We start from the raw sequence: 23,636 nt of genomic DNA, 5'->3' as shown, positions 1-23,636 counted from the left end.
CGAAAGCGCGTCGCGCCCCCCTCGCCCCGTCGCCACTGGACCAACAACGGCGATGACATGGCGGCGTGTCGTCATGTCATCACGTCACCAAAGGAGCTGCCGTGCTGACCATCGCCGTGTTCTCGCAGAAAGGCGGTGCAGGCAAGTCGACCTTGGCCGTTCACCTAGCAGTCGCCGCCGGCCGTTCGATGAACGTCATCCTGATCGATGCCGATCAACAAGCGACGGTGGCCAACTGGGCGGCCGACCGCAAGCATCCGGCACCGTTCATCGCGCGCGCGGAGCCGAGTTCCATCGAGCAGGTGTTGGCGGCTGCACGAGATGAAGGCTTCGATCTCGCTGTCATCGACTGCCCACCCCATGCAGCACCAGGAACGGCAGCGCTGCTTCGCGCCGCCGACCACATCGTCATCCCGTCGCAGCCCACGATGCCGGACCTCGCGGCAACCTCGCGATCCGTGGCGCTGGCGCGCGCGACGGGAAAGCCGCACTCGTTCGTCATCAACCGTGCGCCAACCCGGGCGCCGGAGGTTGCCCAGGCCATCGCCGCATTGAGCGCAGGCGGCGTCGTGTCACCGGTCGTGATCGGCGATCGACGTGCGTTCTCCCGCGCACTGACGGATGGGCTCGCCGTCACCGAGTTCGCCTCCAGCAACTCCAAGGCGGCCAACGAGATCACTGACTACTGGGCTTGGTTGTCCGAGCACATGAGGAAAGAAGCATGGGAAATCCAGCAAGCAGCAGCTTGAGCAAGTACGCAGTCAAACCGGCCTCCGAAGCGGCCGCCCAATCAGACGCAGTCCTGCTGCCTACACGAGGCAAGAACCAGCGTGTCGGCATCGCGGTTCGCCTGAGTCGAGCTGATTGGCACCGTGCTACCGACTTCGCCATGAGGGAACAAACCTCGCTGCAGCGACTGCTGGTAGCCGGGCTCAGCGAACTGCTCAAGCAGCGGGGGCTGCCACCACTAACTGGAGACTGAAGCTAGCGCTCTAGTTGATGACATGGTGACACGGTGACATGGCGGCAAGACAGCACTTCACCACGGTGGCACGCCACCACGTCGGCATGTCTCCACCTCAGCAGCGCAGGCAGCGCGCTGCCTGCGATTGCTGGCTCGGCGCGACAAATCTCCCGGGACTTGCCAGACTGACCTCTCTCAAAGCTACCAGCCACCCATGACCGACGCTACAGACCCTTGCAGCACCGCCGAGCCACCACCTGTTGGCGCGTTGGCCAAGGCCGCCAATGCGGGCCACGCGCAGCGCCGCTCAGGTACGCGTTTGGAACAAGCCGTGCGTGGCGCCGCCCGCGCAGCGATCAAGCGGGGCGACACGACCGTCCAGGTCAGGACCACGATCAAGCTCGGCAAGAGCCGATCAGCGCCGAAACAGCCACTCATCGAGCGCCAGCCCGTACTTCATCTTGATCCCGCACAGATCGTGCTGTCCCGCTGGGCGTCCAGGCAGGAGCAGAGCTTCAACAACAGCGAGTTTTTGGAACTGAAGGAGAGCATCCAACATGACGGCGAAAACCAAATCCCCATCCTTGTCCGCCCCATGGGCTCGAACCGCGCAGCAGGCGCGCCGAACTACGAATTGGCCTACGGCCATCGCCGTCTGCGAGCCTGCCGGGAGCTCGGGCTCCGTGTGCGCGCCATCGTCGAGGAACTCACCGAAGGGCGTCTGGTAGAGCGGATGCACGCGGAGAACCGCGAGCGGGCCAAGTTATCAGCCTACGAGGCAGGTCTGTTCTACCGGCGCTTGCTGGAAGCCAAGCTGTACGCGAGCCAGCGACAGATGGCACAGGCCCTCGGCATCGACCAAGCTGATGCCACTCGGAAAATCTGGCTGGCGTCGCTGCCCATGGACGTTCTCGAGGTCTTCAGGTCGCCGCTGGAGATCGGCTGCGACGACATCCGGCGGCTGCAATCGGCGTGGCGATCCGATTCTGCGGGCGTGCAGGATCGGGCTTCGAAGGCGCTTGACGCTGGCGGACCGCTCCCGGCAAAGAGGGCCATCGTGCGACTTCTCCGCGATGACACCCATGTCGGTGATGGAGGCTCCATCACTACAGATGTCTGCATATCTCCTGGCCCGCGCACTGATGATCGTGCCATCGTCGAGATCAAGGAGGCTGGCCCTGATCGCATGACGTTCAGGGTCAACGCGCGCCTTAAAAGAGCCGACTTTAAGGACTTGACGCTGCTTATCGAGAAGTTCGTGCGGACGAGGCGCGGCAGCCCGCCCTCATGAAAAAGGCGAATGCGCGGTACGCCCATCCGACCTGCCAAGACCCGCGACTCCCTTGGCATTGCGCCAAAGAGAATACTGTACGAATATACAGCATTCGCCATCGTTCACGGGCATCTCCCTAGAAGCCACAGGCAACTCAACAATTTGTTGCGCAGGAACATAGGACAACCCTAAAATTGCATAAAACATCGCGCAGATCGAGTTCCAGGGAGAAATAGATGCTTTATCAAAGCGGCAATTTGCATAAACAGAGGGACAAGGGGCTCCCTAAAATGGAACATTTTCCGATTGTGCTAGCTCTGGTTCGCGCCGCTGCGCGCGAACGCAACCCAGCCGTACTTCAGCATGCACAACGGCTTCGCGAAGCCCTTGCCCAAGGTGGCGCCGATGAGGAAGCTCTGGCGCTTGAGACCGTTTTCGAAAGCATCCGCGCCGCTGCCGGAAAGATGGCGCCTGCCCGAGTCGTGCTTTCAAAGGCCATGGTTGCTGGCGAGCCAATTACGCCGAACACTGCGGTGCCCGTTGACAAAGAGACCAGCACGCCGCTGGCAGAACTTTGGACGATCGACCGGCTTCAGAACTTGAAGGCTCCTATCCTGGACGACCGTCCGGCGAAAGCCGTCGAACACCTTGTAGACCAGTGGATCAATGCTGATCGCCTACAAGAAGCTGGCGTTAAGGTGCCACGGACCACGCTGTTCTTCGGCCCCCCTGGCACCGGCAAGACTCGACTGGCACTTTGGACCGCACAGAAGCTTGGGCTTCCAGTCTTACTCGCTCGTCTTGACGGCCTGACGAGTTCGTACTTGGGCACCACGGCGCGAAACATCCGTGCGCTCTTCGACTTCGCCAATCGCCATCGGTGCATCCTGCTGCTTGATGAGTTCGACGGCATTGCGAAGCTGCGCGATGACCCTCAAGAACTTGGAGAAGTAAAGCGAGTCGTGAACGCCGTTCTTCAGGCCATGGACTCTCGGGCGGGCACTGGGCTGACCATCGCACTGACCAATCATGAGAACCTTCTTGATCCCGCCGTCTGGCGGCGCTTCGACGCAAGAATGGAGATTGGCCTGCCTAGCGCGGGAACCCGTCAGAAGATTGCCGAACGGTATCTTGATTCGTTCCCGGTTGCGGTCGGCGCGATCAAGGTGTTGGCATGGATGACCGATGGCCTGAGTGGCTCCGACGTCGAAACGATGTGCGACTTCATCAAACGCTATCTGACCTTGCACGCCAATGAGCACACTTCGGTTGTCGACGCGCTCGAGCTATACCTTGAGCTGTCGGCCAGCACCTCTGAGTCGCCGGCCGTCCTGTCTCTGAAGAAGGGCCGCAGCATTTGGGCGCAAGAGGCCCTGAGAAGCCGAGACCTGAAGATCACCCAAGCCGATGTCGCCGATGCCATGGGTACAACTCAGTCAAAGGTAAGCCGCTTGATCGCCCGCAATAGCGTCAACTGACTAGTCGACAGCCATGGCAAACAATCCTGTTCAGGTGGTTCTGCAGACCGACCAGTACATGAAGCGTCCCGAGTCAGGCGGAGGCGGAGGCTCGAAGGACTTCTTCGAGGGCCGGGATGTCGATTTCCGCAAGCACAAGTCGAAGCTACTGAAGGAAGTGGAATCCGTGCGCGCAGCGCTCAGCGGGCCGCAAGTGGGCGCTGTGGGTTTCGTGAAAGTGAAGCTCCAATCTGCGGCACTGGCCAAGTCGCATCGGCCGATGGATGCCATCTTCAAGCCCGCTCAGTTCCCGCTCGTCGGTACTGGCAACCTGGGCGAGCTCTACTTCGAAGTAAGCCAGGATTCGCTCAATCACGCCGAGCGAGTTATCAATCGCGCTGAGGAGACGGTCACCAAGCGCAATAGTAAGGACGAGCTTGCGCCGTCGGCGGCAAGATCTGAGGTCGGCGCCATCGAGGCCATCACGATCCCTGCCGCGAACGAGAAGCGAGCCTTTGCGTCCGATGACGCCGCCGCCTACTTCAAGGCACACCCCACCGGTCGCTATCTGGCCATCGAGCTATTTGTCGATGAGAGCGAAGTTCAAGGAAACGACTTCCGCCGAGGGACGCTAGCGGCACTACGGCGCTTTCGCCAGCAACTGAGCCAGGCGGCAGACGGTCTCAAAGTTTGGGCGACCGGGAAGGAATGGAAGACGGTGCACATCACGGTTGTTCAATTCCCAAAGCAAATCGTCGAGTCCGGCGTCCTAAGGGCAACCATTGATCGCGTCTTAAAGTTCCTGGACGGCTCCGCGCTGGTGCGTCGGTATTCGTTGGGTCCCGTCGTTACGCGTACGGCCTCGGGCCCAAGCGCGAGAATCGGTAAAGCGCCGTCGTTTCCTGCACCACAGCCCGGGGTTGACTACCCCATCGTGGGCGTCGTGGACGTGGGGGTGACTCGCAAGGGGCCGATTGCCGACTGGTGCGTCGGACGGTTGAATTTCATGAACAACCCCGATGAAGAGCGTGAGCACGGAAGCTTCATCGCCGGGCTGTTGGTCAACGGCGGCGCCTACAACCCGGGCCAGCCGCTCGAGGGCGCGGCCTGCAAGTTCTTCGACTTCGACCTGTACACCGACGACGACACGCTTTTTCAGGCGAACTACGAGAGTGGCTTGGTCGATCTGATGCGGCAGTTGGATTCCCAACTGGCGAACAAGCCCGATGGGTTGCGCATCGTCAACATGAGCCTGAACTCGCTGGAGCTCACGGATCCGTCCGGGTACAGCTACGCCGCGGCCATCCTCGACGAGCTCGCGGACAAGCACGACGTCATCTTCGTAGTGTCGGCGGGGAATCTCCCCACCCCCCACATTCGGGATCGATGGCCGGCTGAGCCGGTTCCAGCCCTTCAACAGATTGCTACCTACCCACACCTCGGCGCCGACCGCGTTTACGTACCTGGCGAAACAGCACGAAATCTGACTGTGGGAGCCCTCGAACTGGTCGACGCGAAGGGCACCACTCGCCCGGCAAGGTATTCACGTCGTGGTCCCGCCACGTCCGCGGGGGTCAAGCCAGATTTCGGACACATTGGTGGCTGCCTAGCCGGTGGAAATCCGCTCATCTCGCTCGATGCCGATGGCATCAGCACTCGGGCCTGGCATGGCACCAGTTTTGCGGCACCTTCAGTCGCAAAGACGCTGGCGCTTTTGGGCGGCGCAATCGAGGGCCACCAACCTCGCGAATTGCTGCTCGGCCTGATGTACCACTTTGCCAAGATGCCGAAGGTCCTTAGCGACTCAAAACTCGATGGAGTGGCGAAGGACTTCGCCGGTTTCGGCCTGCCCGCACAGCATCACGAAATGCTAGCCACCGACGATCACGCGATCACGTTGCTCTTCGCAGACAGGCTCCCACCAGGAATGGAGCTGTCCTTCGACTTCTCGTGGCCATCCTCATTGGTGTCGGAAGACTTCAGTCGCGGCGAGGTGGCGCTGACAGTGGTCTGCTCCCCGCCCATGGATAGGAAGTTTGGCGCCGAATTCGCTCGCGCGAACCTAGATGCCTACCTACGCCAAGAGACGATCGATGCGGAGGGCGAGGTGAAGTACAAGGGCCGTCTCAGCGCTAACCACCATGGCATCGCCGAGAAACACTTGATCCTTCATGGTGCCAAGTGGTGGCCAGTCAAGCACTACTCCCGTTCGTTCAAACGACTGGAGGGCACCAGCAATTGGCGACTGGTCGTTGACTCCCTGACTCGCGCCGGCGCGCCCTACCCGGACGAAGGCATCAGCTTCGCCGTCGTTCTTACGATCGCTGATCCGAAGAAGGCGCCCATCTTTGCCGGCATGCGCCAGTCCTTGCTAAATCGCGGTATCCAGCTGAGGAACGTCCGGACCGCAGCTCGCCCTCGCGCACGATGACCACGTTCCGACTCGACACGAGCGAAGGGCCAGGCACGCACGTCTTCATCGTCGGCGTGGGGAAGTACGACCACCTGTTGAACGGGGCTGGCCCCGTCACAGCGCGCACCGGGAACATGGGGCAGCTGACGTCCCCACAGCGCTCCGCAAAGGCGGTTCTCGAATGGTTCGACAAGACCATGAACAACCCCAGCGCGCCGCTCAAGTCCATCGAGGCACTGATATCGGACGTGGACGTCGCCACTTACCCTGAAGAGGGCCAACCCAAGCCGATAGATCAGGCGTACTACGACCAGTTTGAGGCTTGCGCCAAAGCCTGGTTTGACCGTGCCAATTCTGATCCCAGAAACGTCGCCGTCTTCTACTTCTGCGGACACGGTCTGGCTAACGGCATCGAAACCCAGCTGCTGCTGAGCGACTACGGCAAGTCCTCAACCCCGCTCAGGCACGCCATCAACTTCAACGGGTTTCGGATGGCCATGCACGCTTGTCAGGCAACAAGCCAGATATTTTTTGTCGACGCCTGCCGGGTTGTAGATTCGGCCACGCTCGTCGATCCCGACAACCTGGGCTACAGCGGCCTCGGGCCGGTCAACGTCACCAGGATGTTCCGCGGTTCAAACCCAGTTCTGTTTGCCGCACGTATTGGCAAACAGGCCTTCGGCGACCCCGATCAGGTGAGCGACTTCACCAAGGCCCTGTTGGCGGGCCTGACCAAGTACGGCGCCAGGCGCAACAAGCAGCAGGATTGGGCGATCAGCCCTCAGCACCTTCAACTCGCCGTCGCAGCCCTCATGGACGACTTCAGCGGTGATAGCCATTGCCAAACCGACGGCATCTCTGGTTCGGGCTTCGATCTGCACATCTTGAATGAACCTCCGGACGTGGTCGTGCATGTGTCCGTTGCACCGCCTGAGAAGCACGTTGGCGCGGTGCTGCGCGCAACGCACGGCATCGTGGTGAGGGAACGTGATGGCGACGAACATCCCTGGCGCACGATTCTCCCAATAGGCAACGCTCGAATCACTGCAGATTTTCCTCAGCTCGCGGACGCGCCCCAGTCGTTCAGGGACGTCACGCTAATGGGTCCGATGCAGGAAGTCGAATTGGGGGTCCTATGGGCTCAGTAATCAAGTTTTCAGGCGAAGCGGGCGCGCGTGACGCTGCCCGCACCCGCCAGCTCGTTTGCAACGTCTGGGCGATCAAGGCCGGAGAGATCGGGGAAGTTGTATACAGCGAGCAGCCGATATCCGTCGGCCCAGGTCGCGCTGAAGCACCGTCCTTGCTTCCCATGCCTGAGGCCGGAAAATATCTGGTCGAGCTGGTCCATCCCAGGGGGCGGCACACCAGACGCACCATTGAGATTGGTGAAGGCCAGGAACTTCTATTTTCTGTTCCGCAGTTTCTGACATCCAAATCAAGTTCAGTGACGTCTGAACCGTTCATTGACGACAGCGCTATTGCTCGCGTCGTGATGTCGTCGACTACTAGGTCAACGCCCCCAGAGTTGGAAGTTCTCGCCTTCGCTACGTCACACCGGCTGGACGCCAGCCTACTGAACCCTCGCGGGTTCGTGGCCGGCGTGCTCAACTGCAGGAGGCACGGCCATCCAATCGCTCGCTTTACGGAAGCGCCAGCGACAGACTTTGTTGCCAAGTTACCAACCAATACGCCGTTAGATGCATCTCCACCGAGGGGGCGCGCTTGGCTTTTGGCACGTGGGGGCACAGAGAAATGGACGCTCATTTCATATCCGGAGACTTGGTCCAAGAAGGATGAAGTTGCGCCTTTTGTTCTGCGTGCGCAACGTCCAGATTCTCTGAACACCGGTTCGCGGTGGAACATTCGCTTGGAACTTGAAGATCCGTCACTCGAAGCGCTGATGGAATATCTGTCAAGCGGTGACTGGCCTTCGGTGAAAGCTGTGTACAAGGTAGTCAATCGACTCGGAACGAATTTCGACTTCAAGATTCAGGAGCCCTTCACAGCTGCAATCGCCGCGTACATCGACGCGCTTGCCGGCGATGAGCACCTGAAGTGGTCGGAAATGGTCGCGAATTGCTTGGCGGACAACTACTGGATGGCGGACATTGGCATCGCCGTTGGCTGGACGCTGCTACGAGATGCGGAAACCAACTCCAGCGGTTTCGTCCAAGCCCGACAACTCATCCTGGGTGCGGTAGAGCGGGGCCTTCCTTACTTCACCATCGGCCTACGCGTTCTTTCGGATGCATTGAATTACTTGACGGTCGTGGACGCCAAGGACCAACCCGCTAAGAGGGCGCTCGCCGCCGTCACCCGCGCGTCGCTGGCTTGTTCGAAGGACGAGGTATTCACCACCATTGATGTCTCGAAGTACCTGGACTTCGCCAAGAAAGATTGAGGAGGGAGCATGCTTGAGGTGACTGCGCTACCGGCAAACTACGGCGACTGCCTCTGGATCGAGTACGGTGACAGCCACGCACCCCACGTCATCCTGATCGACTGCGGGTTGAGCGTTTCAAAGAACCTGAGACAGAAACTGGAAGCGCTCGTGGCCAGGGGTGGGCAGCTCGAGCTCGTCGTGGTGACTCACATCGACAGAGACCACATTGCCGGGATGATTGGACTCCTTGAGAAGGATTTTTTTGGCGTCCCCGTGCGAGACCTCTGGTTCAACGGCCTGCGCCATCTTCCTGGCGAGGCGTTCAGCGAGAAGGAAGGCGAACGGCTCACCGAACTCATCCTGGGCAAGGGCCTGCCATGGAATCAAGATTTCGGAGGCGGTCCGATCTCAGTCGACTCCGTTGGAGCCCCGGTGGATATTCCCGGCGGCGCGTCAATCCATCTGCTGTCGCCTGACGACGGCCTGCTTAAACGCCTTCGAAAAAAGTGGATCGACGTCTGCGATGCCGCTGGACTCTACGCCGACCCGCTCGCAGAACACATCGTCGAGTCGGAACGGGAAGGCTTCGGCGGCGGAAATGCCATGGACGTCGATGCACTTGCCGATGCCCCTTTCATCGAGGACGTGGCCGAGGCCAACGGCAGCAGCATTGCCTTTGTGTTCCAGTATGGGACGCATCGAATCCTGTTCGGCGCGGATGCATATCCGTCGCGTCTACTAGCCTCGCTAAGCGCGGTCGGAGAACAGCCTCCCTACAAGTTCGCCCTAGTCAAGCTACCGCACCACGGGAGCAAGGCGAACGTGTCTATTCCGTTCATCAAGGCGCTGAACAGCCCGCGATACCTGTTCAGCAGCAACGGCAAGATCTATGGGCATCCGTCACCCGAGGCCGTCGCAAGAACCGTGCGGCATGGCAAGACGCCCGAGCTGATCTTCAACTACGAGACCAGCCTCACGAGCCCTTGGAATGACGCTCTGCTGATTGCCCAGCACCAATACAGCACGGTGTATGGCGCCGAAGGCACTGTGACCGTCAGCCTGCCTTGAATCTCCGCCCTAGCGGGCCGGCCTGCGTCCTGCAGGCCAGTCATACCGATTCGGAGCGCAGATCGGCGCCGGAGCCCCTCGGCGTGTCCGATTCACACGCTAGGCCAACTCAAGCACCAAACGAACAGCGCTTCTCGTTCCCTCCTCAGCACTTAAAAGCCGGTCGCCGCAGGCGGAACCGGTCGTTCGAGATCCGTCGGAGCCTGCGCATGGTTGAATGTCCAGTCCCGAACGTGCAGTTGACATACGGGCCACAGACCGCCGAACGACCGGTGATGGTCGCAGCGAACGCGTAGGCCTGAAGGCGCGAACGTGTCGCACCAACCTAATGCGCCGTTCGCCGGCCACAGATGGCAAGGCCAGTCAGCCAGGGTCTAACCCCGCTTCATCGACTTCGCGCGAGCGCCAGTCCAGCAAATCCTCCCACTTCTGATGGTGCTTGTGCGCCGCTCGCGAGGCCAAAGGAATCGAGAACGCTTCCGCGCAGATCTTGGCCACCTCGTCCAGTTGCCGTCGCGACAAGCGCAGCACCGCCCAGTCTTCATCATTGAAAACCGGCAGGACGGCGACCACGTGGACATGCACGTGGCGCCTGTCGCCATGGGCGACGAACAGGCTCGGCCGGTTCTGCGTCCAGCCAAAGAATTCCAAGACATCGCGGGTGATCCGATAGGCGTTCTGGGCCGGAGATCGCCAGCGCGTGATGTGCTCGTGCGGATCGACCGGCACGCGCAGAACGCCTGTGGCGCCAGGAGGGAACGAAACAATGATGTGGACGTACCAGACGTCCGGCAAAGGTTGCCCTGGCCGCGCAGCGCGGCAATAGCGGTCCATCTGCTGCGTCAGTTGCGACGCCGCATCGCGAATCCCGGCGGCACTCCAGGGCATTGCCGAGAGCACCAGCTTGTGAAGCTGCGGCGCACCGAGCAGACGGGCGCCAGCACCCGCCACGGATTGGTGGGGCGTGAACAGATAGCGCAGCAATCGCCGAAGGTCAGATCGCCTCCTGGGCTGCTTTCGCCGGAAGTTGATGATCTTCAGGAGCACCCGAGATCCTCAATCAGGCGGGCCAGCATGACCTTCGCGTCGGCGAGGGTCGCGGTGGCGTCCTGCATCACCTTCGAGGATCGCCGCGCACCGGAGAACAGGCTATCCAAGCTCATCGCCAGCCCCAGCAACACTTGCGACAGCGCCACGACCTCGGCGGGCGGTGACACCAAATCCCGAGATACCGATGCCGGCATGCTCGCCGAATGCCAAACCCCGTCCCGCATGCAGCGTCGCAGGCCCTGCAGGATCAACTCTGAGCGGCTACGGTGCGCAGCAATAGCGCAGTTGTCCAGCTGCGCGATCTCCGCAGGGGTCATTCGGAAGTTGACGGGACGGGTTGCTTGGGGGCATCTCGCCGCGCTGATGGTTCGCTTGCGGGCTGGTGGCACATCGCTCTTGCCTTGCCTGGCAGGACACTTGTGGTTCATTCTTGGTTACACAGGTTTGATCCAGGAGATACGCCGTCAAGGTGCGTGTCGTCACGCGCGCGAGCGAGGTCCGCCTCTCTGGAAGGGGACCCCGCCTTGGCGCAGCAATGCTCAGTACGGCGGAGAGTCCAACCGGCTCAGCTGAAGCTCGGTGTACCGGCGGTTCTGCAGCGGCCAGCCCGCAGCAAAACCTTCAGGCGTTCGCCGGAGGTGCTCTGCCACGATGCCAGCGGCAGTGCGCAGCCGCGCGTAGTCAATCGGCAGCGTCACGCTGCGCTCGATCTCCGTCTTGAGCCTTGCGGCTGGATAGCTGATGTTCAGCCGCGGCGCCGTTGGATGGGTGTAGGTCGGCAGGTGCAGGCTCCGTGCCTGCTTCCTGGTCATCTCACCTGCTCTGACCCGAAATTCCATCGCCTCGTGTCCGCAGATCTGCATGGCTTCGGCCAGGGAAACGCCGGCGTCATGCAGCGCAGAAACGACCATGTGACGGAAGCTATGGAACACCAGGTCAGGGTGTTCAAGGCCGCACTTGGCCAGCAGCTTGGCAAAGTTCTCCGAGACGCGTTTGGACGGGTCACGGCTCAAGGTGGCGGTCGTGTAGTCCCGATGGGGAAACAGTTGCGTGCCGCCCAGCGCGCGCACCCGCTCGATGTAGTCAATCAGCCCCAGGTCGATCAGGCCTTGATGCAAAGGAAGGGTGCGGACCGAGTTCCGGTTCTTCGCGAACTGAAGCCGGATCGCCACGAACCAGATCTTGTGCATTGGGTCGAAGTGGAAGTCGTCGACCGAAAGCTGGACCACTTCGCCGGCACGAACGCCGAGGTGCGCCGCGAGCAACGGAGCCCAGAACCAGTCCGGCTGGTTCGAATACGTCAGGTAGGCGTGAGGATCAAAGATGATCTGCAGCTGGTCAGAGGTAAACGGAAGGTAATGCCGCGCCTCACGCACCGCCTCCTGCTTGAGTTTCTCGAAGATGTCCCGCTGTGCAGCCACAGGATTATCTGAACAAGCGTGGAGCTTGTGGCAGGCAAACTCAAAGAAGTGGTCCAGCATGCGGCCTTTCTTCTCCAAGGTACGAGATGCTGAATTTCCGCGCACCGCATTCTTGAAGCGAATCTTTCCAGGCCGCCCTCTCAAGTTCTTGATGTACCAGTAGATATCGCTCGACTGAATCTCATCCAACCAGATATCCGCCCCCGCAGGCTGACGGGTCTTCAGATATTCGAGTAGATCATCGATCACCCGGCGCTTGTCGACGAGCACTCGTGGCTTATTCTGGTCCTCTGCACCCATTTCTTCGAGGTAAATCTCCAGAGCCTCACTGAGGCGCGTGCGGTTGAGCCTGCAATGGCTGATGGGTCGACTACGGGAGGGCTCATTGAAGGCATCGATCTGCAGTGGGTCCAAGCGCCCTGCGGTGGAGGGGATGACTGAAGGCCAGCCTGGCGACTGATGAAGTGGAAAGTATCCACCCGCTGGTGCCGCGACAGGCACTTCGAACTGCGCTGAGATAATTTGCCTTCTCAGCGAGATTTGCGGAACATGCGGCAGCGCAAATCGTTTTGACATCAAAGTGTCAGTAGCTCTTTGGGTGCAATTGGCTTGGCTTTTAGCGATTACGGGCATTCATGACTCCGGTTGATTTCAGGAGTCTTCACTGTATGAATGCACACTCGAATCACCAAGCAATCTCAGGCAGCGCGATCTGGGGCAATGGTGTATTTAATACTCACCACACCATCTCGATGGAACAGGAGATATACGATAAACCATCGAGCTAAAGAAAATATCTTTCCAATCAACGACTTGCCCCATGTTCAATTTGTTACAAGCCAACAAATGAGAGCGTGTCGCCAAAACACAACTTTTTCCGGCAGTGGTGATCAGCCTCAAAACTTGGCTGCCACAAAGCATGTTTCTAGACTGATCGCTTTCACATTCCGTCAGCTCGCCTGAGGGCTGATCTTGAAGCGCCGATACCCGCTACATCCGAGACCAGTACCCGTCCGGGTTCTTCGAAGCCGAAGAACTGGATCCCATCAAGCGGCACCGTGGCCGCTGCGGCGGAGCGTGTGGGCGAGGTGAGCGATGAATCGCGCGCTGACGCAACTCGATGCCGAAGGCCGCATCGTGATCGCGAGCCTTCCGGAACCGACTCGAAGCCTGATGCAGAAAACGATCAGGGACAGGACGCTCGGCTGGATCGTGGACGGAGACGAGCTCGCACTGTCGCTGGAGACCTACTTCATGCTCGCGCATTGGTGTGGCAGCGATATCGAACTCGTTCACTGACCGGGCAGCCAGTCATGACGTGGCGAAAGCTGAACGACGAAGAGCGACTTCGGTTCCGGCGCGGCGAGGAGCCCCCACATGGGAAGCGCTGGCTCACATCCCCCTGCCTCGCCATCGTCGAGATCGACGCAGAGAGCGCCGAGGCGACTCTACTGGCCCGGCTGGAGTGCGTGCGGTTGGACGTGGCGCTGGATACGCTGGAAGAACACCCCAGCCCATGCATGGTGGCCGACTTCTGCGCCGCTTACGGCCTGCACAGTCGTCTGGTCGATGTGCTCGCAGCCAGTGCGGAAGCTACGGCCTACATCCTCGACATCCCCGAGTACGAAGACACCGGCGTAGAGGACGGATTCGCCTGGATCCGATATGCGCGTGACCTAGCACGCACGATCGCGGCGCGTCGTGCGGCCCTCATGGCCCTGGAATGAGAGGCTCAGCGCCATGGCAACAGAAGGCATTGAAGGTGGTCGCCAAGAGCGACCACCCGTCAAGTCTCGTCGAAACCGGCGAACTTTGCCGGGTCGACCAGTTCGTGCAGCGCGACGCCGATCGCACGGGCAAGTGCGTCCGCGTTGTCAAGCGAGATGTTGATGTTCCCTCGCTCGACGCGGCTCAGGTACGCCCGCGGCACGCTGGCGTCGAGCGCCAAGGTCTCCTGCGTCACATCCTTCAAGCGCCTTGCACGGCGCAAATTGCGAGCGAACACCTCGCGCGAGGTCAGGACGGGTTTGGTCTTGGGCATGACCGGACAGCATCAATTTCAAGAACTTCCCTCTCCACATCATTCGCTATACATTAGGTGCTCTTTGTGGATCATTAAGAGTTGCATTGACCTCCGTTCGATCCGGATGGAGCACTTTTTGACCCATCCGTCATTCATCCTGGGGAGGTAAGGAATGAAAATTCGAGGAGCGCGGCAGCTCGCCGCCGTTGCCTGCCTACTGATCGCGCAAAGCGGCAGTACGGCACCGGCGACAGAAGCATCGGCGCCAACACAACCAGCGGCCGTCGTGGCGGCCAAGCCATCGCGTGATGCGGGAACGCTTGCCGCGGCAGCTACCGCTGCACGTCGTGACGCCGATCCGCTGCTGAACGGTTCCGTCAAGGATGCCACGCCGCAGCCGACGTCCATCGCCAAGCGCTGACGGCCCTACTTCTCTTGTCTCCCAGCCGCAGTTGCGGTTCGGACCAACTCGCCCGTACGTTCCCACTCATCCAACATGAACCGTATCCTCGCCACCGTCGCAAGCTTGGTCGCATTGATCACTCTTCCCGCTGCCGCCGCAGGTATCTACAAACCTGAGGACAGCAACGGCGTGATCGCCGGCTACGAACTTCTCGGGGTCCGAATTGGCATGAGCGAAGGCGAAGCCATCGCGCAGATCAAGAAGCGATTTCCGGCCGGCAGCAAGGACGCCAATGATCGGCCGATCAACCTGCAGCAGTCGGACTATGTACTCACCAGTCCGACCACACGCGCAAAGGTGAAGGCCGGCATCAGGTTCGATCTTCATCCGCAGGAGAAGTCGAACCTCAACTTCGTGAAGATCTTCGTGCACGAAGGCCGCGTCTGGGGCATCTGGCGCGACGACGCCGGCGGAAAGTATGAGTATCAAAAGATGGTGTCTGACATGCTCGCCAAATACAGGGGGGCCGCGGAGATCAAGAGCGCCTTCATGATCGTGAACGGCGGTTCGATCGCATCTCAACCGGGTGACCCGGCCATCGACGGCGTTCATCTGTTCGAAGGTCAGTGCCTCGACTTCCCGTTCATTCGCAAGGGCGACAACGACAGCATCCGGCTCGACCCGGCATGCAAGAAGGCCTTCGGCGTGCTTTACCAACCCCAGCTCAAGAACGGCACCAAGATCATGGCATCGGGCTTTGGTCAGCTTGTGGACCTTGATGCCGGCCGCGCCTTCATGCGCTACATGTCTTCCGGGGCTGGCAACATCAAAGGGGAGCGGCCGAAGACCAGCGACACAAAGCTCTGAGCTCTCACTGCCTCAGCCCCACTCGGGCCAGCTTCATAGCCTTCCAGGCAGGTCTGCAAACCTGATCGGGGCCACGGCTCCAATAGTTCTTTCGGCCTGGGTGCGCCTGCGGCCCGGGGCGACACCAACTTCACCGATCGCAACTCGTATCCAGCACGTCTGTACCGAAGCAATTTAGCGGATGCTCACCTCGTCACCAAGGGAGTTCATCCATGACAGCCAAGCATGCATCCGACAACGCCCAACCAGAAGGACTTTCGCCATTCTGGAGATCGCTGGCCGGTCCGCCGCGCGAGAAGCGCGAACCCGAGTCGCCCGAACACCTTCTCCAGCGTCTCGGCTTGTCCAACTTCGAACGCGTGCCGAAGGCGGCGCACTGGCGGGAACTGATCAGTCGCAATGCACGAACCGCTGATGAGATCGCGGTCGAGGTGGCGAAGCTCATCCGCATCCTGCTGCTCGGCCTGACCCGCACAGAATGGGACACGCTGGCGGGGATCTCGGAGGCCGAGCGCAACGAGCCGGCCATGCGTCAGAAGCACGATGCAGTGAAAGCGCGGCTCGCCCGCTTCGTCGAGCGTTGGGACCCTACGCCGCCGGCCCAAATGGGCGAGCGATTCGAGGCTGTCCAACGCCGCATCGATGCCTACCTGGAGAAGGCGCGCGATTCGCGCGGCGATTCATCGCTGCCCCCACCATGAAAGTGGACTGCCCGCGAGCCTTCTCCGGCATGACGCTGACTCGCGCCAACAAGCTGTTGGCCAGCCCGGCAGCACAGAAGTTCAGCGAACTGGGTGTTCCCGGCCTTGTCGTAATTGGCCGCTGGCAAGCGCGGCGCTTCGTCATCGCTGACTTCGCACCCGCTACTGCACCGCTTACGAAGACCGCCTTCGACCTCGAAGCTGCAACGCTGACGTTTCCGTTCTCCATCGCTGCCGATGCCTTCGTGCGCGACTTCCGCAGCTTCGGCGCCCGTGTAGAACGGCGACAACGCGATGCCGATGACCGCTTCGAAAGCGTAGGGGATTTCGCAGGCATCGCGCACACTGTCCATGCGCACCATCACATAGCCCTGTGCGGCGCCAGAGGCCCTTGGCCACAGGGTGCTGCGATCTCGATGCAGTGCCCAACATGCTCGATGCGGGCTGCAACGCAACCGAAGCACAAGGCGCGGTACCACCCACTGGCTTGATGCCTATGGATACAGCGCTGTTGCCTTCTGGTGAGGTTACTGTGATGTTGTGGGTACAAGCTGGTGGGTACAACGGCGGGTACAAATCTGGGTACAAGGAGATCTCGACATGTGGACCGGCGACCGACGCAACTTCATCAGCGCAGCCGATGGCGTAGACCTGATGCTCGGCGGACTCGGCTCTGGCATCTCCGCCGCTTCGCAGGCGCTGGATGCCCATCAACAGGGCCATCTGTATGAACGCGCCCTCGCTGCGAAGGCAGCGGCTGATGCGCGGTACGAGGAGTTATGCCAAGCCTGGAACATCCTGGCCGACCGCCATGAGCGAGCGCTTGATCGGGTCGAGCAGTTGGAGCGCCTGCTCGGGCTGCGATAGCAGCACAAAACTCCATCGAGCCAGTCAATTCCCCCTCGCATCGTCACAGAGAAGTCACAACCCGCCGGGACGATGTGCCGCTACATGGACGCGTTGCGCGCCAGGGGGGCTATCGGGTGCAAGGTCAAAGCGGCTTGGGCGATGAGGGCGACTCCAGGGACGCCGGGACACCGGTGGCCCAGTACGTTCGCATGTCTACCGAACACCAGCGGTACTCCACCGAGAACCAGGCCACCTCGATCGCCGAGTACGCCACCCGTCACGGCATGCAGATCGTTCGTACCTACGAGGATGCAGGCAAGAGCGGCCTGAATCTGAAGGGGCGCAGCGGGCTGCAGGCGCTGCTTCATGACGTGAAGCAACCCAACCCAGGCTTCACCGCTGTGTTGGTGTACGACGTCAGCCGCTGGGGCCGCTTCCCAGATCCGGACGAGGCCGCTGTCTATGAACACGCGTGCAAGAGCCGCGGTATCCGCGTTATCTACTGCGCCGAGCCCTTCAACAACGACGGTTCGCTGCCATCGACGGTTTTTATCGGCATCAAGCGCAGCATGGCGGCCGAGTACAGCCGCGAGCTGTCGGTCAAGGTGTTCGCAGGGGCCAGCAACATCGTCCAGCATGGGTTCCGCCAGGGCGGACCCGCCGGCTTTGGCTTGCGGCGCCAGCTGATCGACGAGCAGCGAAACGTCAAAGGGCTGCTGTCGCGCGGCGAGAAGAAGAGCATCCAGACCGACCGCGTGGTGCTGGTCCCCGGGCCACCTGAAGAGATCGCCGTCGTCCACCGCATCTACCGCCTCTTCCTTGAAGAGGGCATGCCGGAACGCGTCATCGCGTCAGTCCTGAACCGTGACGGCATCAGGTCGGACGCAGGCGTGCCATGGACGCGGGGCACGGTCCACCAGATCCTGACGAATGAAAAGTACATCGGCCACAACGTCTACAACCGCACCTCTTACAAGCTCAAGGTGCGGCATGTGCGCAACCCACCGACCGAATGGGTGCGGTGCGACAGCGCCTTCCAGGTCATCGTCCCGGCACATCTATTTATCCAGGCGCAGGCCGTCATCGCTGCGCGATCACGTCATCTCGACGATGACCAACTGCTCGATCTGCTTCGCCGCACCCTTGCGAGGCACGGTGCTCTGTCCGGCATCGTCATCGACGAGGACGAGGAAGCGCCCTCCAGTTCGATCTACAGGAGCAGATTCGGCTGCCTGCTACGCGCTTACAGCCTCATCGGCTACCGGCCGCGTAGGGACTACGCGTACCTGGAGATCAATCGGGCTTTGCGGCGCCACCACCCCGAGTTGATCGAGCAGATGGCGTCCAGCATCACACAGGCCGGAGGATGGACGGTGCGCGATCCCGCTACCGACCTGCTCACCGTGAACGGCGAGTTCACCGTGTCGCTGGTGATCGCACGGTGCAAGCCGACGCCCGCAGGGTCGCAGCGTTGGCGCATCCGGTTCGATGCCAGCCTGTTGCCGGACATCACCGTGGTGGCGCGGATGGATCCGACTAACCAGCGCGTGTTCGACCACTACGTCTTTCCGGCCATCGACTTCACGCCGGACACGCTTCCCACGCTGGAAGACAACGGCTTCACGCTGGATGCCTACCGCACGGACTCGCTCGATTTCTTCTACCAACTGGCGGGGCGCGTGCCCCTGCAGGACGCCGCATGAGCCATTCTTCACCACGCATCGAGATGATCCCGATTGCCGACATCGCCGTGGCCAACCCGCGTGTACGCAACGCGAAGATTCACAAGACCATCACCGAGAGCATCGACCAGGTCGGCCTCAAGCGGCCGATCACAGTGCGCCGCGTTCCCCCTGGGCAAGGCGAGGCGCCGTACGCGCTGATCTGCGGTCAAGGGCGGCTGGAATCGTGCCGGATGCTGGGGCAGACGGAGATCGCCGCGCTAATCGTCGACGTGGACGAAGAAACCGGGCACGTGATGAGCATCGTCGAGAACGTCGCCCGGCGCACCCCGCGCGCCGTGGAGACGTTGGAGCACGTGCGCGTGCTCAAGCAGCGCGGCTACACCGACGGCGAGGTGGCGGCAAAGCTCGGCTGCACCGCCTCATGGGTCAACAACGTCGCAAACCTGCTGGAGCGCGGCGAGAAGCGGCTGCTTGCCGCAACCGAGGCCGGCCACATCCCTCTCCACCTGGCCGTCAGCATCTCTCGCGCGAATGGTGGCGAAGCGCAGCAACTACTTATGGCGGCCTACGAGAGCGGCGAGCTGACCGGCCGCAAGATCACGGTTGTCCGAAAGATCCTTGAGCAGCGCGAGCGCAGCGGCAAGAAGGGCACCTCCTCCTTCTCAAAGGGACAGACGCGGCGCCAGATGAGCCCGGAAGATTTGGGCAAGCTGTACCAGCGTGATGTGGAGATGCATCGCCGGATCCAAAAGAAGGCCGAATACACGCAGAAGTCGCTGCTGCTGGCACAGCAGATCTTCAAAGAGCTGTTTGCGAGCAAGGAATTCTGTGCCCTGCTGAAGGCCGAGAAGCTGCTCAGCGTGCCACAGCCGTTGGCCGAGATGGCACAGCGTGGAGGACTGGGGCGATGAGCGCAAAACCGACGAAGTCCGTTCGCCTGGGGTTCGAGCGCAACTGCAAGGAGATTGCGCTCGATGTGCTGCAACACAGCTCGCCCCTGCCCGCCGGGATCAGGGAGACCGTCAAGTACCGCCAGATCAGCACTTCGGTGCGGGCCATCGGCTTGGTCGAACCCATCGTGGTTGCCCACAGCCGTGACAACGCCGGCACGTTCATCGTGCTTGACGGCCGCATGCGCCTTGAGGCGCTGCGCGAGCAGGGTGCGCAGACGGCGCTGTGCCTGATCTCGACCGACGACGAGGCCTACACCTACAACAAGCGGGTCAACAGGCTTTCGGTCATCCAGGAGCACCGCATGATCGTCCGCGCCGCTGAGCGCGGCGTGTCCGTGCAGCAGTTGGCCGACGTGCTGGACGTGTCGCCCGGCGCGATACGCGAGCAGTTCAAGCTGCTGGACGGCATCTGCGGTGAAGCGGTGTCGCTGCTGGCGGACAAGCCTGCGAGCCACGGCATGTTCAAGGTGCTGAAGCAGATGAAGTCCTTCCGGCAGATCGACGTGGCGCAGGCCATGATCAATCTCAACAACTACTCCATCAAGCTGGCGCTCGCCATGCTTCAGACCACCCCTCCCGAGCAGCTCACTGAAGCCGCAGCGGCCAAGAACCAGCGTGGCGGCCCGACAGAGGCATTGCAACGTCTGCAGCGCGAGCTGGCTGCCGTTCAGGCGGACACCAAGCTGCTGGAAGAGGGCTACGGCCCGGCGAACCTGCAGTTGGAGATCATCAAGACCTACGTCGGGAAGACGCTGTTGGAGAACGCAGCCGTGGTGCGCTGGCTGGCCAAGACGCACTCCGAGTACCTACAGCAGCTCCAGCTGATTGCGGAGATCAAGCAGCTGGGCGCGCAGTAACGCACTGCCCATCAAACTCAGGCGCGGAGCACATCCTCAGGCATCAACAGCTATCCATCGACGAACAGATTGCAGAAAGCATCGACCATGGCGAAGTGCCAGTCTCTGAAGTTTTGCCATTCGTCCCAGGTGAGGTTGCACGGCGGCACCAGGCACCATTTGCCAACGAAGCCAGGCGTGGCAGCCAGTTCGGCTCGGATACCCTCTGGTTCAACCCTGACCAGCTCAAGGACCTTGCCAAGTGCTTCGTGTCGGTCCTTGGCCTTCAAACCACGCCACTTCAACAACGTCCGCAGGTCACGGAAATGCGCGAAATCAAGCAGGACCACGAGCGGCGCATTGCTTGCAGCGGTGCAGAGCCCTACCGACGCGAGCTTGTGCGCCTCTGCTTCGGTGATCTGCTGTTCCGATGTCTTGCACACCTGATGGCGCTCCCACGACTTCGCCAGCAACAACCCTACCAAGTTGGGTTCTGACATCGCCTGGGCCCACCTGAATACGTCTGTCACGGTGCTCGCTTTGACCAGGCCGCCCCGTGCATCCTTGCGCAACCAGTCAGGCCACTCGAATTCGCAGGCCAACCATGCTTGAGCCATGTCCCAATAGGACTGACCGACAAGCCCGCAAACTCGCTTCGCCGAGATGGCATCACGGACGGTGAAGCTCCCCACGATGGTGAACCGGCGCCAAGCCATCCAAAGCTCTACGTCTCGACCAGAGCCGGCGCGGCCAGGCTGCTTGAGGCCATTTCCTCTGACTTCGGCATGGACACCGAACGGCGCTTTCGATGTGTCTGGGGCTCGGTCAGAGAGGGCCAGCTCGGCGCGCCAATTCGCCCTCTCGGCACGCCCTGCTTGAATTCGCTTCCAGTACGCCTCTCCCTCGGGGCTCCTCAGCGTCACGCCTGACTGTAGGGTGATGTCGAGGATGTGCCGGATCGCGAGCCACTTGCCGCTGTCGTCCCCCACACGCTTGACCTGAAACCGCTGTCGCTCACGATCAAGCGCGATGACTGGGACGTTGGCCAACCGCGTTGTGGGAGAGTCCTCGAACGGGTAGCTGACCGTGATGGTGTCACCCGCCATCTGACAGGCTTCGAGTGCATCCATCATGGCCAGGTTCGTCGTCATACGGTCGCTTCACGAAAGGATCTGCAAGGGCATGCCGACAGGCACCGAGCCGCGATGAAGTCCCTCGCATGCTGGAAGGCGGCCGTGTTGAACGACCAGACGCCAGTCCGGTCAATCACGCCATCCGACCAGCCGCTGGCCAGCGCGATCCGCGGCGTCAGTGGCAGGTACAGCACGCGCTCGGGGGAGTCAGGAATGCTGAACTCACCAGCACCATCGGCTGCACGCACCACGCCCCAGGTCACGCCGGAGAGCTCGTTGAGTGCCCTGTCGAAGTCAAGTTGCAGCTGTGGGCCGGCCAACTGGCGACCCAGCAGAGAGCCATCAGGCGTGACGGTGATGATGCCGTGCGCCTCCATCTGGTCGACGACGGCGGCAGTGTGCTCTGCGCGCTGCTCGAACTGGCGGTTTATCTTGATGTCTGCGAAGGGCTCACGGGCGCGATGCGCTCGCAGCATCCAGAGCGCGTACATCGCAGTCACCGCCTGGTGCTGCTCGGGCTTCAGGGTGAGGACCTCGCCCTTTCGGATCGGGGCGGAGACCTGGCCGAAGGCGGTTTCGACCTCATGCATCAGGCCGGACTCAGTACGGTGGTCCCAGCTACGCTCGGTGACGAAGGGCGGGCGGTCGGGGCCGATGCGAGATACCCTGCCCGTCTTCAGGTCGCGAATTTCGAGCTTGCCGCCAGCACCCCGGAAATGAACCAGGCAGGATCTGAGAAAGACGTGCTGCGCCTTTGTGATCTGCAGCTGTCGACCGCCGCTCACGGTGCCAGGATGGCCAGAGCCTACTTGCTGACGTTGTATGCGGTGTCGAGCAGCTGCTTGCCAGCGGCGTCGGACTGCGTCACGCGTATGGTGCGCTTGAAGCCCTTCACGTTCGTGTGGTCGCGCACGACTACCTCGCCGGCTTTCACACCATCGGAGCCGACCACCGCATAGGTGTCGACATCCTCCTCCGCCATGAAGCCGGCCATGCGGCTGCCCTCGGACTTGAGCTCCTGGTCCGGCGCAAGAGCGATGAGCGTTTTCCAGTGGTGGACATCAGGCATGGTCAAAAATCCTTGTAGTGGCAAAAGGATAGGCGCGGCGTGTACGAAGCGAGGTTGGTAGCGGTGGTGCTGGCTGGCACTCGTTGGGCAAAACCTGCAGGCGCAAAAAAGGCTCGAGCGAAACGGCCTGTCTTGAATGGTGTGCGAGGAAGGGTTGCGCACCCGCACGGTGTTACCCGGGCGTTTTGGTAGTCCCACCCGGAAGGCTTACGAAACGTCTGCGTTTGCCAGCTTCGGCCGCACGCACACAAAGAATGTAACGACAACCTGCAATTCTGTGCCCGGCAATGGCCGGCTTTGCTTGAAACCAGCAACGACAGCTACCGCTTCAAGAACAGCTCAGCTCAACTCACTTCCAAGAAGGAGTGGGGATGGATGGCGTAGGAATCGACAGCTCCGGCTCCCCTCGTCCCTCAGACGCGAAGCACATCCTCCGCCATGCCGTCCAGACGTTGTTTGATGGCCTTCCAGCCCGGCAGGTGCCGGTCGAGCAGCCGATAGAACCGTGGGCTGTGATCGTGGCTGGCCAAATGACACAGTTCATGTAGCACCACGTAGTCGATGCACTCGCGCGGCGCCTTGACGAGGTCAGGGTGCAGCGTGATGCGGCCGGTGGGAGAGCAACTGCCCCACTGCACACGCATCGCCTGCAGGCGCATCGGAGGCGAGGTCTTCACCCAGCGGAGCCCCATCGCCACCGAATCCATCCGCTCACGAAGCACTTCTCGGGCACGCTGCCGAAACCAGCGGTCCAGCGCCTGCTGCACCATCGCCGGCGCCGCTTCGCGCACGATGACCTCCAGGCATGCGCCGCGCAGCTTGCACGCAGGCGTGACCGCTTCGTCCACGATGACCCGCAGCCGATATCGACGGCCGAGATAGTGCACCGCCTCACCGCTGACGTATTCACGCGGGCGAACGTGCGCAGTGCGCGCACGGGCGGCTTCAACGTGATCGATGATCCATCGCGACCGCTTTTTCACGGCAGCGATGACCACTTCGCGCCCGACGCCTTCGGGTGCGTCTACAAGTACCTGTCCATCGGGCTCGACGTGGATGGCCACCTTTGATGGCTTTCGGTCACGTTG

At 61.3% G+C, this 23,636-nt stretch carries 25 protein-coding genes; 17 read left to right on the top strand and 8 right to left on the bottom strand.

The window, feature by feature from the left end; genetic code table 11:
• The first annotated feature begins 101 nt into the window (after positions 1-101).
• The 7 genes from ACO07H_RS07665 to ACO07H_RS07635 all read left to right on the top strand — a co-directional run bounded on the left by ACO07H_RS07665 (position 102) and on the right by ACO07H_RS07635 (position 9,558).
• The gene (locus ACO07H_RS07665; protein WP_422012769.1) at positions 102-749 is read left to right on the top strand and encodes an AAA family ATPase; all 648 of its coding nucleotides are present in this window, start codon (positions 102-104) and stop codon (positions 747-749) included.
• 429 nt (positions 750-1,178) lie between these two features.
• Positions 1,179-2,255 (top strand): ParB/RepB/Spo0J family partition protein, encoded by a 1,077-nt coding sequence (locus ACO07H_RS07660; protein WP_422012767.1) that lies wholly within the window; start codon positions 1,179-1,181, stop codon positions 2,253-2,255.
• Positions 2,256-2,473: 218 nt separating this feature from the next.
• Entirely contained in the window at positions 2,474-3,715 is a 1,242-nt protein-coding gene (locus ACO07H_RS07655) for an AAA family ATPase (RefSeq protein WP_422012765.1), read from the top strand.
• Positions 3,716-3,728: 13 nt separating this feature from the next.
• Positions 3,729-6,125, top strand: a complete 2,397-nt coding sequence (locus ACO07H_RS07650; protein ID WP_422012763.1) for a S8 family serine peptidase — start codon at positions 3,729-3,731, stop codon at positions 6,123-6,125.
• Positions 6,122-7,255 (top strand): caspase family protein, encoded by a 1,134-nt coding sequence (locus ACO07H_RS07645; RefSeq protein ID WP_422012761.1) that lies wholly within the window; start codon positions 6,122-6,124, stop codon positions 7,253-7,255. The genes ACO07H_RS07650 and ACO07H_RS07645 overlap by 4 nt, the downstream gene beginning before the upstream one ends.
• Complete coding sequence (locus tag ACO07H_RS07640) at positions 7,243-8,508, top strand: hypothetical protein (protein ID WP_422012759.1); 1,266 nt, start codon at positions 7,243-7,245, stop codon at positions 8,506-8,508. The genes ACO07H_RS07645 and ACO07H_RS07640 overlap by 13 nt, the downstream gene beginning before the upstream one ends.
• A 9-nt stretch (positions 8,509-8,517) precedes the next feature.
• On the top strand, positions 8,518-9,558 hold the full coding sequence (locus ACO07H_RS07635; protein ID WP_422012757.1) for a ComEC/Rec2 family competence protein: 1,041 nt from the start codon (positions 8,518-8,520) through the stop codon (positions 9,556-9,558).
• A gap of 363 nt (positions 9,559-9,921) precedes the next feature.
• Here ACO07H_RS07635 and ACO07H_RS07630 read toward each other — a convergent pair whose 3' ends face one another.
• From ACO07H_RS07630 to ACO07H_RS07620, 3 genes are all read right to left on the bottom strand, one after another.
• Positions 9,922-10,605, bottom strand: coding sequence for a relaxase/mobilization nuclease domain-containing protein (locus tag ACO07H_RS07630; RefSeq protein ID WP_422012755.1), 684 nt, complete (start codon positions 10,603-10,605; stop codon positions 9,922-9,924).
• Entirely contained in the window at positions 10,596-10,925 is a 330-nt protein-coding gene (locus tag ACO07H_RS07625) for a hypothetical protein (protein WP_422012753.1), read from the bottom strand. The genes ACO07H_RS07630 and ACO07H_RS07625 overlap by 10 nt, the downstream gene beginning before the upstream one ends.
• A 222-nt stretch (positions 10,926-11,147) precedes the next feature.
• Positions 11,148-12,443: a site-specific integrase gene (locus ACO07H_RS07620; protein WP_422012751.1), complete on the bottom strand. Its 1,296-nt coding sequence runs from the start codon at positions 12,441-12,443 to the stop codon at positions 11,148-11,150.
• A gap of 681 nt (positions 12,444-13,124) precedes the next feature.
• Between ACO07H_RS07620 and ACO07H_RS07615 the strand changes: the two genes are divergently transcribed.
• Both ACO07H_RS07615 and ACO07H_RS07610 read left to right on the top strand, forming a co-directional pair.
• Positions 13,125-13,328 carry a hypothetical protein gene (locus tag ACO07H_RS07615; protein WP_422012749.1) on the top strand — a complete coding sequence of 68 codons (204 nt, stop codon included), beginning with the start codon at positions 13,125-13,127 and terminating at the stop codon, positions 13,326-13,328.
• Between the two features lie 14 nt (positions 13,329-13,342).
• The gene (locus tag ACO07H_RS07610; RefSeq protein WP_422012747.1) at positions 13,343-13,756 is read left to right on the top strand and encodes a hypothetical protein; all 414 of its coding nucleotides are present in this window, start codon (positions 13,343-13,345) and stop codon (positions 13,754-13,756) included.
• Positions 13,757-13,815: 59 nt separating this feature from the next.
• On the opposite strand, the gene ACO07H_RS07605 is transcribed toward ACO07H_RS07610, so the two are convergent.
• Complete coding sequence (locus ACO07H_RS07605) at positions 13,816-14,070, bottom strand: helix-turn-helix domain-containing protein (RefSeq protein ID WP_422012745.1); 255 nt, start codon at positions 14,068-14,070, stop codon at positions 13,816-13,818.
• A 154-nt stretch (positions 14,071-14,224) separates the two neighbouring features.
• On the opposite strand from ACO07H_RS07605, the gene ACO07H_RS07600 reads away from it, so the two are divergent.
• The 8 genes from ACO07H_RS07600 (at position 14,225) to ACO07H_RS07565 (ending at position 20,367) form a co-directional block, all read left to right on the top strand.
• Entirely contained in the window at positions 14,225-14,473 is a 249-nt protein-coding gene (locus tag ACO07H_RS07600; protein WP_422012743.1) for a hypothetical protein, read from the top strand.
• A gap of 75 nt (positions 14,474-14,548) precedes the next feature.
• Positions 14,549-15,322 carry a hypothetical protein gene (locus tag ACO07H_RS07595; protein ID WP_422012741.1) on the top strand — a complete coding sequence of 258 codons (774 nt, stop codon included), beginning with the start codon at positions 14,549-14,551 and terminating at the stop codon, positions 15,320-15,322.
• Between the two features lie 212 nt (positions 15,323-15,534).
• Positions 15,535-16,023 (top strand): hypothetical protein, encoded by a 489-nt coding sequence (locus ACO07H_RS07590; RefSeq protein WP_422012739.1) that lies wholly within the window; start codon positions 15,535-15,537, stop codon positions 16,021-16,023.
• Positions 16,024-16,052: 29 nt separating this feature from the next.
• Complete coding sequence (locus ACO07H_RS07585; RefSeq protein WP_422012737.1) at positions 16,053-16,514, top strand: hypothetical protein; 462 nt, start codon at positions 16,053-16,055, stop codon at positions 16,512-16,514.
• Positions 16,515-16,623: 109 nt separating this feature from the next.
• Entirely contained in the window at positions 16,624-16,890 is a 267-nt protein-coding gene (locus tag ACO07H_RS07580) for a hypothetical protein (RefSeq protein ID WP_422012735.1), read from the top strand.
• A gap of 116 nt (positions 16,891-17,006) precedes the next feature.
• A complete protein-coding gene (locus tag ACO07H_RS07575; protein ID WP_422012733.1) occupies positions 17,007-18,575 on the top strand; it encodes a recombinase family protein in 1,569 nt (522 codons plus the stop codon).
• Positions 18,572-19,468 carry a plasmid partitioning protein RepB C-terminal domain-containing protein gene (locus tag ACO07H_RS07570; protein ID WP_422012731.1) on the top strand — a complete coding sequence of 299 codons (897 nt, stop codon included), beginning with the start codon at positions 18,572-18,574 and terminating at the stop codon, positions 19,466-19,468. The genes ACO07H_RS07575 and ACO07H_RS07570 overlap by 4 nt, the downstream gene beginning before the upstream one ends.
• Entirely contained in the window at positions 19,465-20,367 is a 903-nt protein-coding gene (locus ACO07H_RS07565) for a plasmid partitioning protein RepB C-terminal domain-containing protein (RefSeq protein ID WP_422012729.1), read from the top strand. Before ACO07H_RS07570 ends, ACO07H_RS07565 begins: the two co-directional genes overlap by 4 nt.
• Positions 20,368-20,417: 50 nt before the next feature.
• On the opposite strand, the gene ACO07H_RS07560 is transcribed toward ACO07H_RS07565, so the two are convergent.
• The 4 genes from ACO07H_RS07560 to ACO07H_RS07545 all read right to left on the bottom strand — a co-directional run bounded on the left by ACO07H_RS07560 (position 20,418) and on the right by ACO07H_RS07545 (position 23,612).
• On the bottom strand, positions 20,418-21,497 hold the full coding sequence (locus ACO07H_RS07560) for a hypothetical protein (protein ID WP_422012728.1): 1,080 nt from the start codon (positions 21,495-21,497) through the stop codon (positions 20,418-20,420).
• Complete coding sequence (locus tag ACO07H_RS07555) at positions 21,494-22,264, bottom strand: hypothetical protein (protein ID WP_422012726.1); 771 nt, start codon at positions 22,262-22,264, stop codon at positions 21,494-21,496. The genes ACO07H_RS07560 and ACO07H_RS07555 overlap by 4 nt, the downstream gene beginning before the upstream one ends.
• A 20-nt stretch (positions 22,265-22,284) precedes the next feature.
• Positions 22,285-22,548, bottom strand: a complete 264-nt coding sequence (locus ACO07H_RS07550; RefSeq protein WP_422012724.1) for a hypothetical protein — start codon at positions 22,546-22,548, stop codon at positions 22,285-22,287.
• A 413-nt stretch (positions 22,549-22,961) separates the two neighbouring features.
• Positions 22,962-23,612 (bottom strand): M48 family metallopeptidase, encoded by a 651-nt coding sequence (locus tag ACO07H_RS07545; protein WP_422012722.1) that lies wholly within the window; start codon positions 23,610-23,612, stop codon positions 22,962-22,964.
• Positions 23,613-23,636: the final 24 nt, after the last annotated feature.

The organism is Roseateles sp. (assembly GCF_965229315.1).
In the GTDB taxonomy this organism is placed as follows: Bacteria; Pseudomonadota; Gammaproteobacteria; order Burkholderiales; family Burkholderiaceae_C; genus Pelomonas.
This window is presented reverse-complemented; position numbering and strand designations above follow the sequence as displayed.

Bases quoted from the DNA above. Each gene is read 5' to 3' on its own strand.
- ACO07H_RS07660 (WP_422012767.1), top strand. From the start codon at position 1,179: ATGACCGACGCTACAGACCCTTGCAGCACCGCCGAGCCACCACCTGTT.
- ACO07H_RS07655 (WP_422012765.1), top strand. From the start codon at position 2,474: ATGCTTTATCAAAGCGGCAATTTGCATAAACAGAGGGACAAGGGGCTC.
- ACO07H_RS07650 (WP_422012763.1), top strand. From the start codon at position 3,729: ATGGCAAACAATCCTGTTCAGGTGGTTCTGCAGACCGACCAGTACATG.
- ACO07H_RS07645 (WP_422012761.1), top strand. From the start codon at position 6,122: ATGACCACGTTCCGACTCGACACGAGCGAAGGGCCAGGCACGCACGTC.
- ACO07H_RS07640 (WP_422012759.1), top strand. From the start codon at position 7,243: ATGGGCTCAGTAATCAAGTTTTCAGGCGAAGCGGGCGCGCGTGACGCT.
- ACO07H_RS07635 (WP_422012757.1), top strand. From the start codon at position 8,518: ATGCTTGAGGTGACTGCGCTACCGGCAAACTACGGCGACTGCCTCTGG.
- ACO07H_RS07625 (WP_422012753.1), bottom strand. From the start codon at position 10,925: ATGACCCCTGCGGAGATCGCGCAGCTGGACAACTGCGCTATTGCTGCG.
- ACO07H_RS07615 (WP_422012749.1), top strand. From the start codon at position 13,125: ATGAATCGCGCGCTGACGCAACTCGATGCCGAAGGCCGCATCGTGATC.
- ACO07H_RS07610 (WP_422012747.1), top strand. From the start codon at position 13,343: ATGACGTGGCGAAAGCTGAACGACGAAGAGCGACTTCGGTTCCGGCGC.
- ACO07H_RS07605 (WP_422012745.1), bottom strand. From the start codon at position 14,070: ATGCCCAAGACCAAACCCGTCCTGACCTCGCGCGAGGTGTTCGCTCGC.
- ACO07H_RS07600 (WP_422012743.1), top strand. From the start codon at position 14,225: ATGAAAATTCGAGGAGCGCGGCAGCTCGCCGCCGTTGCCTGCCTACTG.
- ACO07H_RS07595 (WP_422012741.1), top strand. From the start codon at position 14,549: ATGAACCGTATCCTCGCCACCGTCGCAAGCTTGGTCGCATTGATCACT.
- ACO07H_RS07590 (WP_422012739.1), top strand. From the start codon at position 15,535: ATGACAGCCAAGCATGCATCCGACAACGCCCAACCAGAAGGACTTTCG.
- ACO07H_RS07585 (WP_422012737.1), top strand. From the start codon at position 16,053: ATGACGCTGACTCGCGCCAACAAGCTGTTGGCCAGCCCGGCAGCACAG.
- ACO07H_RS07580 (WP_422012735.1), top strand. From the start codon at position 16,624: ATGTGGACCGGCGACCGACGCAACTTCATCAGCGCAGCCGATGGCGTA.
- ACO07H_RS07570 (WP_422012731.1), top strand. From the start codon at position 18,572: ATGAGCCATTCTTCACCACGCATCGAGATGATCCCGATTGCCGACATC.
- ACO07H_RS07565 (WP_422012729.1), top strand. From the start codon at position 19,465: ATGAGCGCAAAACCGACGAAGTCCGTTCGCCTGGGGTTCGAGCGCAAC.
- ACO07H_RS07560 (WP_422012728.1), bottom strand. From the start codon at position 21,497: ATGACGACGAACCTGGCCATGATGGATGCACTCGAAGCCTGTCAGATG.
- ACO07H_RS07550 (WP_422012724.1), bottom strand. From the start codon at position 22,548: ATGCCTGATGTCCACCACTGGAAAACGCTCATCGCTCTTGCGCCGGAC.